We start from the raw sequence: 13,182 nt of genomic DNA, 5'->3' as shown, positions 1-13,182 counted from the left end.
GGATGAGCGCCCTGGACATCGCCCGATGGCAGTTCGGGATCACCACCGTGTACCACTTCATCTTCGTCCCGCTGACCATCGGGCTGTCCTTCCTGGTCGCCGGGATGCAGACGGCCTGGGTGCGCACCGGGAACGACAAGTACCGCCGGATGACGAAGTTCTGGGGGAAGCTGTTCCTCATCAACTTCGCCATGGGCGTGGCGACCGGCATCGTGCAGGAGTTCCAGTTCGGGATGAACTGGTCGGACTACAGCACGTTCGTCGGCGACATCTTCGGCGCGCCGCTGGCCATCGAAGGGCTGCTGGCGTTCTTCCTCGAGTCGACCTTCCTCGGGCTGTGGATCTTCGGCTGGGACAAGCTGCCGAAGAAGCTGCACCTGGCCACGATCTGGATCGCCTCGATCGGCACGGTGCTCTCGGCCTACTTCATCCTCGCCGCCAACTCCTGGATGCAGCACCCGGTCGGCTCCGTCGTGAACCCCGCGACCGGCCGCGCGGAGCTCAAGGACTTCGGTGCCGTGCTCACCAACTCCACCGCCGTCGGCGCGTTCGCCCACACCCTCACCGCGTGCTTCCTCACCGCCGGCATGTTCGTCGTGGGCATCAGCGCGTGGCAGCTGCGAAAAGGCACGAGCGCCGACGTCTACCGGCCGTCGATGAAGCTCGCGCTGGTCACCGTCCTGATCGCGAGCCTCGGCGTCATCGTCACCGGTGACCTGCAGGCCCGGCTGATGACCGAGCAGCAGCCGATGAAGATGGCCGCCGCCGAAGCGCTCTACGACACCGTCGCGCCCGCGTCCTTCTCGCTGTTCACCATCGGCTCGCTCGACGGCTCGCAGGAGAAGTTCAGCATCCGCGTGCCCGGCGTGCTCTCCTTCATGGCCACCGGGAAGTTCGACGGCCGGGTCGAGGGCATCAACAACCTCCAGGCCCAGGAGCAGCAGGCCTACGGGCCCGGCGACTACCGGCCGGACATCCCGGTCACGTACTGGACGTTCCGCCTGATGATCGGCTTCGGCTTCCTCTGCCTGCTGATCTCGCTGGTGGGCTTGTGGCTGTTCCGCCGCGGCCGCACCCCGCGCGCCCGCTGGTTCTTCCCCGTCGCGACCGCCGGGGTCGCCCTGCCGTTCCTGGCCAACAGCGTCGGCTGGATCTTCACCGAGATGGGACGGCAGCCGTGGTCGGTGTTCGGCGTGCTGAAGACCGCCGATTCGGTGTCGCCCACCGTCTCCGCGGGCACCGTGCTGACGTCGCTGATCGTGTTCACCGTGCTCTACGGCGTCCTCGCGGTCGTCGACGGCGTGCTGATGGTCCGCTACGCCAAGGCCGGGCCGCCGCCGCCCGAAGCACCCAGCGAAGACACCGATTCCGACGAGCCGCGCCCCGCGGCGTTCGCCTACTGACGAAAGCACCGCCATGGCCCTCACCGACATCTGGTTCCTGCTCATCGCGGTCCTCTGGACCGGCTACTTCGTCCTCGAAGGCTTCGACTTCGGCGTCGGCACGCTGCTGCGCGTCCTCGGCCACGACGACACCGACCGCCGGGTCCTCGTCAACACGATCGGCCCCGTCTGGGACGGCAACGACGTCTGGCTGCTCGTCGCCGGCGGCGCGACGTTCGCCGCGTTCCCGCTCTGGTACTCGAGCCTGTTCTCCGGCTTCTACCTGGCGTTGCTCCTGGTGCTGGTCGCGCTGATCCTGCGCGGCGTCGCGTTCGAGTTCCGCGGCAAGATCGACAGCCCGCGCTGGCGGAACACCTGGGACTGGGTGATCGTCTTCGGTTCCGCCGCACCCGCGCTGCTGTGGGGCGTCGCGTTCGGCAACATCGTCCACGGCGTCCCCCTCGACGCCCAGCACCACTTCACCGGCACCTTCTTCACCCTGCTCAACCCGTACGCGCTGCTCGGCGGGCTGGCCACGCTCAGCCTGTTCACCTTCCACGGCGCGGTCTTCCTCACGCTGAAGACGACCGACGCCCTGCGCGACCGCGCCCGGACGCTGAGCCGCCCGCTCGGCGGCGCCGCGATCGTGTTCGGCGGCGTGTTCCTGGGCTACACGGCGATCGAACACGGCGGCTGGTCCTGGCTGACGTCGCTGGTCGCGGCGCTGCTGCTGGCCGCGGGTGTGCTGTTCGCCGCGGGCGACCGCGACGGGCTCGCCTTCGCGAGCACCGCCGGCGCGATCATCGCCGTCACCTTCACGCTCTTCTGGTCGCTCTACCCGAACGTGCTGCCCTCGACGACCGACCCCGCCTTCAGCCTGACCACGACGAACGCGTCCTCGACGCACTACACCCTGCAGATCATGACCTGGGTGGCGGTCGCGTTCACCCCGATCGTGCTGGCCTACCAGGCCTGGACGTACTGGGTGTTCCGCAAGCGGATCAGCCGCGCCTCGATCCCCGCCGGCGGCGGCCTGCCCGCGGGCCGCCGGTGAAGCCCCTCGACCCGCGGCTGCTGCGCCACGCGAGCGCGGTCCGGCCGTTCGTCCTCGCCTGCGCCGCACTGGGCGTGCTGACCGCGATGCTGGTGCTCGCCCAGGCGGAGCTGCTGGCGAAGACGATCACCTGGGCCTTCCTCGACGGGCTGGCGGTCCGGGACCTGCTCGTGCCGCTCGGCATGCTCGTCCTGGTCGTGCTCGCCCGGGCCGGGATCACCTGGTTGTCGGAGACGACCGCCCACCGCGCCGCCGCCCGGGCGCTGTCGCAGCTGCGCGACACCGTCATCACGGCCGCGCTGCGGATCGGGCCGCGCCGGGCGGACCGCTCCCCCGCCGAGATCGCCGCTCTCGCCACGCACGGCGTCGACCGGCTGGAGGGCTACTTCGCCCGCTACCTGCCGCAGCTGCTGATCGCGGCGGTCGTCCCGCTCGTCGTGGGTACGCGGATCCTGTTCGCCGACTGGATCGCCGCGGTCGTCGTCGGCCTGACCGTGCCGCTCATCCCGGTCTTCATGATCCTCATCGGCGTTTACACCCAGCGCGACGTCCGGCGGCAGTGGCAGACGCTTTCCGTGCTGGGCAACCACTTCCTGGACCTCGTCGCCGGACTGGCCGAGCTGACGGCGTTCGGCCGCGCGCGGGCGCAGCTCCGGTCCCTGCGGGAGATCACCGAGAAGTACCGCTCGCACACGATGCGGACCCTGCGGGTCGCGTTCCTCTCCGCACTCGCCCTCGAACTGCTGGCCACGCTGTCGGTCGCCCTCGTCGCGGTGTCGATCGGCCTGCGCCTGCTGGCCGGCGAGCTCGACCTGCGGACCGCGCTGGTCGTGCTGATCCTCGCGCCGGAGGTCTACCTGCCGCTGCGCGCGGTCGGCGCGCGGTTCCACGACAGCGCCGAGGGTCTCGCCGCCGCCGAAGAGATCATCGCGCTCGCCGGCACGCCGTCCGGCGACCACGGCACCGGCGTCGTGCCCGACCTGGCGCGCACCGCGGTGCGCTGCGAAGACGTCACGGTCGACGGCCGGTCCGGGCCGATCCTCGACGGCTTCAGCCTGCGCCTGCCGCCCGGCGAGATCGTCGGCGTGACCGGGCCGAGCGGGGCGGGCAAGTCGACGCTGCTCGACCTCCTGCTCGGCTGGCGCCGGCCCGACGCCGGGCGGATCCTGGTGGGCACCACCGACCTGGCCGGCATCGGCCGCGCCACCTGGCACCGTCACCTGGCGTGGGTGCCGCAGCAGCCCCACCTGGTGGCCGGGACGGTCGCCGCGAACATCCGGCTGGGTTCTCCCGGCGCCACCGACGACGCCGTGCTCGCCGCCGCCGACACCGCCGCCCTCGACGTTCCGCTGTCCACTGTGGTCGGAGAGCTGGGTGCCGGGCTGTCGACCGGGCAGCGCCGCCGCGTGGCGCTGGCCCGGGCGGTGCTGCTCGACCGGCCGCTGATCCTGCTCGACGAACCCACCGAGGGCGTCGACGCGGAGACGGAGGCGGCCATCCTGGAGCGGCTGCCCAAGGTGCTCGCCCGGCGGACCGCCGTCATCGTCAGCCACCACCCCGCGGTGCTGGCGCACTGCGACCGCGTCGTTTCCCTGGGCGGCGCGATCCCGGCGGCGGATTCACCGGCCGCGGCCGCCCGGCCGGCGGTGCGCGCCACCTCGCCGGCCGCCACCAAGACGTCCACTGTGGACTTCGACGGCCCGAAGTGGCGGCCGTTGCTCGGCGCGATCCGGCCCCACCGGCTGCGCTTGGCGCTGGCCTGCCTCGCCTCGACCGCCGCGCTGGGCTGCGGGGTCGCGCTCACCGCGACGTCGTCGTGGCTGATCGCCAGCGCGGCGTTGCACCCTCCCGTGCTGAGCCTGGTGGTCGCGATCGTCGCGGTGCGCACCTTCGGCTTGGCCAAGGGGATCTTCCGCTATGCCGAGCGGCTGCTGTCCCACGACGTCGCCCTCCGCGCGCTCGCCGAGCTGCGGGTGCGGGTGTGGGCACAGCTCGTCCGGCTCGGGCCGGCCGGCACCGCCCGCCTGCGGCGCGGCGACCTGCTGCACCGGCTGGTGTCCGATGTGGACAGCCAGCAGGACGTCCTGGTGCGGGGGCTGGTGCCCGGCGTGTCGACCTTCGCGGTCCTCACCGCGACCGCGGTCACCCTCGGCGTGCTCTTGCCCGGCGCCGGCTTCGCGGCTGCTCTGGGCCTGACCGTCGCGGGGGTGGTGGCCCCGGTGGTGGCGGCGCTGGCGGCCCGCCGGGCCCAGCGCGAAACGGCCCGGTTGCGCGCGGAGCTCACGGCGGGGACGGTCGAGCTGCTCCAGGCGTCGGCCGACCTGATCGCCCACGACGCGGCCGACCGGCGGCACTCACGACTGCGCGAGCTCGACTTCGCCGTGACGTCCCGGCAGCGCCGCTCTGCGGCCTGGCGCGGACTGGGTGGCGGGATGGCCACCCTCGGCGTCGGGCTGACGTCGATCGCGTGCCTGACGCTGGGCATCGCGGCCGCGGTCCCCGGCCCCACGCTCGCCGTGCTCGCCCTGGTGCCGCTGGCGACGGCCGAACTGGTGGCCGGCCTGCCGGAGGCGGCGCAGCGGTTGCTCGGGGCTTCCGGTTCCGCGCGCCGCCTGGCCGAGCTGGACGCACTCGCCGCGCCGCACACCACCGCCACCGCGGCCGCGCCGCCCGCGGCCGAGCTGGCGGCGCAGCGGCTGTCGGTCCGCTGGCCGGCAGCTCCGGCCGACGCGGTCCGGAACGTCGACCTGCGCATCGGCCACGGCCGCCGGATCGCGCTGACCGGCCGCTCGGGCGCGGGCAAGAGCACGGTGCTCGCCGCGCTGATGCGCTACCTGGACCCGTCCGCCGGCCGCGTCCTGCTCGACGACACCGACACACTGCGCTGCGACGGGGATTCGGTCCGGGACCGGATCGCCTGGTGCGGGCCGGAGACGCACCTGTTCGACAGCACGCTGCGCGAGAACCTCCGCCTGGCCAGGCCCGCGGCGCCCGATGCCGACCTGCGGGCCGCACTGGAGCTGGCCCAGCTGGGCGCTTGGCTCTCGCGGCTACCGGACGGCCTGGACACGGCACTGGGCACCCACGGAACCCCGGTCTCCGGCGGGGAGCGCCAGCGCATCGGCGTGGCCCGGGCGTTGCTGTCGGACCGCCCGATCCTGCTGCTCGACGAGCCGACGGCCCACCTGGACGCGCCCACGGCAGCGGCGCTGGCGGACGACGTGCTGGCCGCGACCGAGGGCCGGTCCACGCTGGTGGTCACCCACCGGCCCGCGGAATTCGCCCAGTTGTCGGTGGTGCACCTGACCGGCGCCGGCAGCGCTGTCGAAGAGCCGTCCGGGGCCGTGAGGTGACCGTGGGCCCGCCGGACCGGGACGAACGGCCCTCGCCGCGGCTGCGCCACCACCGGGAAGCTACCCGGATGCAGACCTACGAAATCCAGGTCCGTAACCGCAACGAACAGCCGACCGCGGTGGCCGAGGCCGATCTCGACGTCTCGGAAATCGCGGCCTGGCTCGAGCGGCAATACGGTGCGATCGCCAAGGTGCTGGCCGCGCAGGGCTCGGTGCCGTCGGGTCCGCCGTTCGCCCGCTACCACCACCGTGAGGCCGAGGGTCGGTTCCACGTCGAAGCGGGCTTCCCGGTCACCACCGTCATCGAGCCGGCCGATGGTGTCGGCCCGTCGACGCTGCCCGGCGGCCCCGTCGTGGAGACGGTCCACACCGGGTCCTACGACACGATCGAGCCCGCGTACGGCGCGCTCGCCTGCTGGGTGCACGAGCACGACGGTGAGCTCGCCGGTGCGGCGTGGGAGGTCTACCTGACGTCGCCGGGCGCGCGACCGGACCCCGGCGCCTGGCGGACCGCGATCGTCCAGCCGTACCGGATCCACTGATCCCGCGCCGCGGAGCGCTCGTCAGGTGACCAGGAGGCCGACCGCGGTGGTGAAGCGCGCGAGGTACGCCTCGCGGGTCTCCACCTGGTGCTTCAGCCCGGCCGACACGCTGATCAACGTCTGCGCGACCGCGCTCGCCGGCGCCTGCCCCGGCGCCGCGGCGAGCGCGCTCGTGACGAGCTGCTCGAAGCGCTTCGGAGCGGTCCGGACGATCTCGCCGAGCAGGTCCGGGTTCTGCTCGATGACGCTCGGGATGTCCCGGGCCAGCGGGCCGACGTAGCGGCCCGCCCACTGGTCGAACGCGTCGACGAGGCGTTCGCGCAACGGCCTGCCGGTGTCGGCGAGGAGCCGTGCGGCGGCGGCGAGGTCCTGCTCGAGCGCCCGCGTCACCGCGGCGCGGAACAGCACTTGCTTGGAGTCGAACAGGAAGTACAGGCCGGGGCGGGAGATGCGGGCGGTGCGCGCGATCTCCTCCATGGCGGTCTTCCGGTAGCCGTGCCGGGCGAACGTCAGCAGCGCCGACTCGAGCACCGCGTCGCGACGGGCCGGCTCGGCGACCTTCGACGTCTCGGTCATCCCGCTACCGTACGCGTCGCCGACTTACTGAACAACTTCTGTCGAGTCTGTATAGTTCGAGCCATGACCTCGCGACAGCTCATCACCACGCCTTTCTCCGCCTCCTCGACCGCGGACGACGTGCTGGCCGGGGTCGGCCTCGCCGGCGTGCGGGTGATCGTGACCGGGGCGTCCTCCGGTATCGGCGCCGAGACGGCCCGGGCGCTGGCCGCGGCCGGCGCCGAGGTGACCCTCGCCGTCCGGAACACCGCCGCCGGCGAGGCCGTCGCCACCACCATCGCGGACGCGGGCACCGCGCACCGCCCCCGCGTCTCCCCGCTCGACCTCGCCGATCCGCCGTCCGTCCGGCGCTTCACCGAGGGGTGGGAGGGCCCGCTGCACCTGCTCGTCGCCAACGCCGGTCTCGTCACCGGCGGGCCGGCCCACACGGCGCAGGGGTGGGAGCTGCAGTTCGCGACGAACCACCTCGGCCACTTCGCACTGGCCACCGGGCTGCACGGCGCGCTCGCCCGCGGGGCCGCCGACCGCGGCGAAGCGCGGATCGTGTCGGTCAGCTCCACCGCGCACATGCGCGCCGGAATCGACTTCGCCGACCTGCACTTCCGGCGCCGCGCCTACGACCCGCAGATCGCGTACGCGCAGTCGAAGACGGCGAACTCCCTGTTCGCGGTCGAGGCGACCCGCCGCTGGGCGCCCGATGGCATCTTCGCCAACGCCGTGAACCCCGGCGGCGTCGCGACCGGGCTGCAGCGGAACTTCACCCAGGCGCAGAAGAATTCCCTCGCCGCGGCCGAAGCCGCCGGCGTCTTCGCCTACAAGACCGTCGGGCAAGGCGCCGCGACGAGCATCGTGGCCGCCGTCGCCCCGCAGTTCGCCCGGACCGGCGGCCACTACCTCGACGACGGGCAGGAGGCGTACACCGTGGCCAACGACGCCCAGCTCGCCGACCACCCGCACGGTGTGAAGCAGTGGGCGCTCGACCCCGCCGCGGCCGAGCGCCTCTGGACCGTCTCGGCCGCCATGACGCGCGGCTGAGCGCGAGTCACCCCGCACCGCCGCGGGATTTGGGTTTGCCGGTGAAGGTGATGTCGCCTTCGGTGCGGAGGCGTTCGATCAGGTGCGGGTAGTGCAGCTCGAACGCCGGCCGCTCGGAACGGATCCGGGGCAGCTCGGTGAAGTTGTGCCGCGGTGGCGGGCAGGTGGTGGCCCATTCGAGCGAGTTGCCGTAGCCCCACGGGTCGTCCACCGTGACGATCTCGCCGTAGCGGTAGCTCTTGACCACGTTCCACAGGAACGGCAGCACCGAGGCCCCAAGCAGGTACGCGCCGATCGTCGAGATCGTGTTCAGCGTGGTGAAGCCGTCGGTGCTCAGGTAGTCGGCGTAGCGGCGGGGCATGCCTTCGTTGCCGAGCCAGTGCTGGACCAGGAACGTCGTGTGGAAGCCGAGGAAGGTGGTCCAGAAGTGCCAGCGGGCCAGGCCTTCGTCCAGCATCCGGCCGGTGATCTTCGGGAACCAGAAGTAGATGCCGGCGAAGGTGGCGAACACGATGGTGCCGTAGAGCACGTAGTGGAAGTGCGCGACGACGAAGTAGGTGTCGGACACGTGGAAGTCCAGTGCCGGTGCCGCCAGCAGCACGCCGGACAGGCCACCGAAGAGGAAGGTGACCAGGAACCCGGTCGAGAACAGCATCGGGGACTCGAAGCTCAGCTGCCCCTTCCACATGGTGCCGATCCAGTTGAAGAACTTCACCCCGGTCGGCACCGCGACGAGGAACGTCATGAACGAGAAGAACGGCAGGAGCACGGCGCCGGTGGCGTACATGTGGTGCGCCCACACCGCGACCGACAGGGCCGCGATGGACAGCGTCGCCCAGACCAGGCTCCGGTAGCCGAACAACGGTTTGCGGGAGAACACCGGCAGGATCTCCGAGACGACACCGAAGAAGGGCAGCGCCAGGATGTAGACCTCGGGGTGGCCGAAGAACCAGAACAGGTGCTGCCACAGCACGGCGCCGCCGTTGGCCGGGTCGAACACGTGGGCTCCGATGAGCCGGTCGGCGAGCAGGCCGAAGCCGGCCGCGGTGAGGACCGGGAACACGATCAGCACCAGGATGCTGGTGACGAGGATGTTCCAGGTGAAGATCGGCATCCGCCACATCGTCATGCCGGGTGCGCGCAGGCAGACGATGGTGGTGACCATGTTGACCGCGCCGAGGATGGTGCCCAGGCCGCCGACCGCGACGCCGACGATCCAGAGGTTGGCGCCGACGCCCGGTGAGTGGATGGCGTCGGAGAGCGGGGTGTAGGCGAACCAGCCGAAGTCGGCGGCGCCACCGGGGACGAGGAACCCCGACAGCATGAGCAGCCCGCCGAAGAGGAACAGCCAGAAGGAGAACGCGTTCAGCCGGGGGAACGCCACGTCCGGCGAGCCGATCTGCAGCGGCAGCACGAAGTTCGCGAACCCGAACACGCTCGGCGTCGCGTACAGCAGCAGCATCACCGTGCCGTGCATGGTGAACAGCTGGTTGTACTGCTCCTGCGAGAGGAACTGCAAGCCCGGCCGGGCCAGCTCGGAGCGGATCAGCATCGCCATCGCCCCGCCGATCAGGAAGAACCCGAAGGTGGTGACCAGGTACATGACGCCGATCTGCTTGTGATCGGTCGTGCGGAAGACCTGGAGCAGCCAGGCCCCTTTGAGCTGCCTCCGGGCCGGCGCCGGGTGCAGGACAATCGGCTCGGGAACGATCGCCGCCACGAAAACTCCTGTCTCCCGGGTACTGGCCGGGACACAGTCGATCGTGAAAGCCGTTGCTCCGCTTAGGGACGAAAGTCCCCGCGGACGCGACCGAAGTCCTCCGTTCCGGTCCAGCGGAAGCGGAACGCCCGCGCTCCCGCGCTACGGGATCGGCACCCACCAGGTCAGCTCGCGTTCGTGCACCTCCGAAACCCCGCCGCGCCGCCGTGCCGAGTCGGCGATCCGCGCGAGCTCCTCCTCCGGTGGCGCGCTCGACGGGCTGCCGTCGTGCGCCAGCACCACGCTCAGCCTCTCCGCCCCCGACCGCACCGCCACCCGCACCGACCCGGCGCCGGTGCTGCGGGCGATCAGCGTCAGACCCTCCCGCAACGCCGTCACCAGCTCGTCGGCCAGGTCCGGCGGGGAGATCGCGTCCAGCTTGCCGGAAAACTCCGTCGACGCCGTGAGGCCGAGCTCGTCCCCCAGCTCCGACAGCACCTCCAGGACACGGTCGTGCACGCTGGTCGAGGACCGCGGCAGCACATCGTCCAGCTGGAAGACCGTGTCGCGGATCTGCGCGATCACCGCGTCGAGGTCGGCGATCGCCGTGCGGACCCGGCGCGCCACCGCCTCCGATCGCGCCGCGCCCGCGGTCGTCTGCAGCGAAAGCCCGATCCCGTACAACCGCTGGACCACCTGGCTGTGCAGCTCCGCCGCGATCCGGTCGCGTTCGTCGTACAGCTCGTTGCGCTGCTGCTCCGCGCGGGCGTCCGCCAGCTCGATCGCCACCGAGGCCTGGCTCGCGAAGCCGGCCGCCATCTCCAGGTCGTCACCCGTGAAGCTCGGCCTGCCGATCTTCCTGGCCGCCGTGAGCACACCGTTCACCTGCCCGGCCCCGGTCAGCGGGACCACCAGCACGGCGTCGAGGTCGGTGCGCAGCGCGGGGGGCGCGTCCGGCATGCCCTGCCGGTCGACCCACGACCCCAGCACCGGCGCGCCCGTGGTGAACACCTGCCCGGACATCGTTCCGGTGCGCTCGACCTGGCGTCCGACCAGCTCGTCGGCGCCGAGGCCGACCGCGACTTCGATGCGCAGCCGATCGGCGTCGGGTCGCACCACGGTGACCAGATCGGCGTCCGCGAGGTCGAGGGTGTGCTCGGCGATCAGCTCCAGCGGCCGCCCGGACCGGGTCGCGAGCAGCTCGCGCATGATCGCCCCCGACGCCCCCAGCCACTCCTGCTGCTTGCGCGCGGTCTCGTAGAGCCGCGCGTTGTCGATGGCCTGGCCCGCGGTCGCCGCCAGCGCGAGCGCCAGCTGCTCGTCTTCCGCGGTGAACTCACCGTGCCGGCACTCGGTGAGGTAGAGGTTCCCGAACACGACCCCGCGGACCCGGATCGGCACGCCGAGGAAGCTGCGCATCGGCGGGTGCTCGCCGGGGAACCCGGACGAGCGCGGGTCGTCGGTGATGTTCGCGAGCCGGATCGGCCGCGGGTCCTCCACCACGGCTCCGAGCAGCCCCTTTCCCTCGGGGAGCTGCCCGACCCTGGCGACCGTCTCGTCGTCCATGCCGACGTGGACGAACTCGGCGAGCTGCCCGTCCGGCCCGATCACGCCGAGTGCCGCGTACCGCGCACCCAGCAGCTCCCGGGCCGCCTCGACGATGCGGCGCAGCAACGTGGGCAGCGCGAGGTCGCCGGTCACCATCTGGCTCGCGTGCAGCAGGCCGCGCAGGCGGCCCTGAGTACCCATGACCTCCTGGGCCCGCTCCACGAGCTGACCCAGCAGCTGGTCCAGTTCCATCCTCGGCAGGTCCGGGAACGTCAGCCGGTCCTGCTCTTTGCCCGTCCCATTCACGCGAAACAGTGTCCCGCCCCCTACCGGGTGGCGGTCAAGCCGCGGCGACCGTCATTTAAGTGAATCGTCCACCGGATGTTTCAGGAGATCTTGCAAACGGCGTACCAGGTGCGACGCCCCAATCGTTGCACAGCCGATGCGAGGTGCTCGGCCCGGCGGTAGAGCTCCCGCAGCCGCATCTCCCGGCGCGAGTCCGGCTCGGTCTCCAGGCCCGCGATCGCCCGGCGGTAAGCGTGTTCCGCGGCGTCCAAAGAGGACACAGCCGTGTCGGCCGCTGCCGCCGCGCTCGCCGCGGGCAACGCGTCGAGCGCTTCGTGCAGCATGTCGAACGCGGTCACCGACGTCAGCACCATCGCGCTCAAGTGGTCGTCCGGTGGCGTCCGCGACAAATCGGATTCGCGGACCAGCATGTAAGCCGCTTCGGCGATTTCGCCCAGCCGTTCCGCGAGTTCGAACACGTCCTCGGCCTCCAGCGGCGTGCTGAACGCCTCCCGGACCGCCATCAGCACCTCACGGCGTTCGGCCGACTGAACCAGCAACGGCGTGTGCAGTTCCCCGCCGGTCGGCTCGCCGCGGGCCCAGCCCGCCAGCGCGGTCATCACCTCGCTGACCGTGCTCGCCTGGTCCCGGAGCAACCCCAGCACGTCCGGGTTGTGCGGCAGGAACCACGTCTTCGGGAGCCTCACGCGAACCACCTCCAGAGCGGGAGCGCGGCGGCACCCAGCACGGCGCACGCCGGCAGGGTGACCAGCCACGCGGAACAGATCTCGCCGACCACGGACCACCGCACGTGGCGGGCGTGGCGGCTGGCACCGGCGCCGACCACGGACGCGGCGACGACGTGGGTGGTGCTGACCGGGGCGCCCACGCCGGCCGCGGCGAGGATCACCGCGGCCGAGCCGCCTTGGGTCGCCAGGCCGTCGACCGGGCGCATCCGGTAGATGCCGCGGCCGACGGTCTTCACCACCCGCCAGCCGCCGGAGGCGGTGCCGAGCGTCAGTGCGCTCGCCGCCGCGAGCTTCACCCACAGCGGGACCGCGAAAGCCCCGAGGTGCCCGGTCGCGACCAGCAGCAGCGTGATGACGCCCATGGACTTCTGGGCGTCGTTCGCGCCGTGGCTGAAGGCCAGCGCGCCGGCGGTCACCCACTCGGCGCGCCGGATCGCGACGTCCACCCGCCGCCGGGCGCGGCGCAGGGCCCGGCGCGCCAGGCGGTCGGCCGCCGCGCCCAGCCCGGCGCCGAGCAGCGGTGACAGGGCGAGGCCGGCCAGCACGCCGAGCACTCCGGTGACGTGCAGCCCGGCTACCCCGCCCCACCGCACGCCGGCGAAGCCGCTCGCCCCGACCAGCCCGCCGACCAGCGCGTGGGACGAGCTCGACGGCAGCCCGCGCCACCAGGTGAGCAGGTTCCAGGCGATCCCGGCGGTGACCGCCGCGCCGACCGCGGGCAGCACGTCCGCGGCCGGCAGGCGGACCACCCCGCCGACGGTGTCGGCGACGGTCGTCCCGGCCAGCAGCGGTCCCGCGACGTGGCACGCGGCCGCCAGCAGCAAGGCCGCGCCCGGGGTGGCCGCGCGGGTCGCGACCAGCGCGGCCACCGAGTTCGCCGAGTCGTGGAACCCGTTGGTGAAGTCGAAGACCAGGGTGATCGCGACCGCCACGGCCAGCGCGACCGCGGCGCTCACGCC

10 protein-coding genes are annotated in these 13,182 nt (G+C 72.3%); 5 read left to right on the top strand and 5 right to left on the bottom strand.

The window, feature by feature from the left end; genetic code table 11:
• The first annotated feature begins 2 nt into the window (after positions 1–2).
• From MUY14_RS08450 to MUY14_RS08435, 4 genes are all read left to right on the top strand, one after another.
• Positions 3–1,403 (top strand): cytochrome ubiquinol oxidase subunit I, encoded by a 1,401-nt coding sequence (locus tag MUY14_RS08450; RefSeq protein ID WP_247022266.1) that lies wholly within the window; start codon positions 3–5, stop codon positions 1,401–1,403.
• A 13-nt stretch (positions 1,404–1,416) separates the two neighbouring features.
• Positions 1,417–2,436 carry a cytochrome d ubiquinol oxidase subunit II gene (gene cydB, locus MUY14_RS08445; RefSeq protein WP_247022263.1) on the top strand — a complete coding sequence of 340 codons (1,020 nt, stop codon included), beginning with the start codon at positions 1,417–1,419 and terminating at the stop codon, positions 2,434–2,436.
• On the top strand, positions 2,433–5,789 hold the full coding sequence (cydD, locus tag MUY14_RS08440) for a thiol reductant ABC exporter subunit CydD (RefSeq protein ID WP_247022262.1): 3,357 nt from the start codon (positions 2,433–2,435) through the stop codon (positions 5,787–5,789). Before cydB ends, cydD begins: the two co-directional genes overlap by 4 nt.
• 68 nt (positions 5,790–5,857) lie before the next feature.
• The gene (locus MUY14_RS08435) at positions 5,858–6,331 is read left to right on the top strand and encodes a GyrI-like domain-containing protein (protein WP_247022260.1); all 474 of its coding nucleotides are present in this window, start codon (positions 5,858–5,860) and stop codon (positions 6,329–6,331) included.
• Positions 6,332–6,352: 21 nt separating this feature from the next.
• Here the strand turns inward: MUY14_RS08435 and MUY14_RS08430 are convergent, their stop codons facing one another.
• A complete protein-coding gene (locus MUY14_RS08430) occupies positions 6,353–6,907 on the bottom strand; it encodes a TetR/AcrR family transcriptional regulator (protein WP_247022258.1) in 555 nt (184 codons plus the stop codon).
• A 63-nt stretch (positions 6,908–6,970) separates the two neighbouring features.
• Here MUY14_RS08430 and MUY14_RS08425 point away from each other — a divergent pair, with 63 nt between their 5' ends.
• Positions 6,971–7,942 (top strand): SDR family NAD(P)-dependent oxidoreductase, encoded by a 972-nt coding sequence (locus MUY14_RS08425; RefSeq protein WP_247022256.1) that lies wholly within the window; start codon positions 6,971–6,973, stop codon positions 7,940–7,942.
• A 7-nt stretch (positions 7,943–7,949) separates the two neighbouring features.
• On the opposite strand, the gene ctaD is transcribed toward MUY14_RS08425, so the two are convergent.
• From ctaD to MUY14_RS08405, 4 genes are all read right to left on the bottom strand, one after another.
• Positions 7,950–9,662 (bottom strand): cytochrome c oxidase subunit I, encoded by a 1,713-nt coding sequence (ctaD, locus tag MUY14_RS08420; protein ID WP_247022254.1) that lies wholly within the window; start codon positions 9,660–9,662, stop codon positions 7,950–7,952.
• A 141-nt stretch (positions 9,663–9,803) separates the two neighbouring features.
• Positions 9,804–11,495, bottom strand: coding sequence for a GAF domain-containing protein (locus tag MUY14_RS08415; protein WP_247022252.1), 1,692 nt, complete (start codon positions 11,493–11,495; stop codon positions 9,804–9,806).
• 80 nt (positions 11,496–11,575) lie between these two features.
• A complete protein-coding gene (locus MUY14_RS08410) occupies positions 11,576–12,181 on the bottom strand; it encodes a hypothetical protein (RefSeq protein WP_247022250.1) in 606 nt (201 codons plus the stop codon).
• Complete coding sequence (locus tag MUY14_RS08405; protein ID WP_247022248.1) at positions 12,178–13,179, bottom strand: inorganic phosphate transporter; 1,002 nt, start codon at positions 13,177–13,179, stop codon at positions 12,178–12,180. Before MUY14_RS08405 ends, MUY14_RS08410 begins: the two co-directional genes overlap by 4 nt.
• Positions 13,180–13,182: the final 3 nt, after the last annotated feature.

It is taken from the genome of Amycolatopsis sp. FBCC-B4732, from assembly GCF_023008405.1.
GTDB classification, from domain to species: domain Bacteria; phylum Actinomycetota; class Actinomycetes; order Mycobacteriales; family Pseudonocardiaceae; genus Amycolatopsis; species Amycolatopsis pretoriensis_A.
This window is presented reverse-complemented; position numbering and strand designations above follow the sequence as displayed.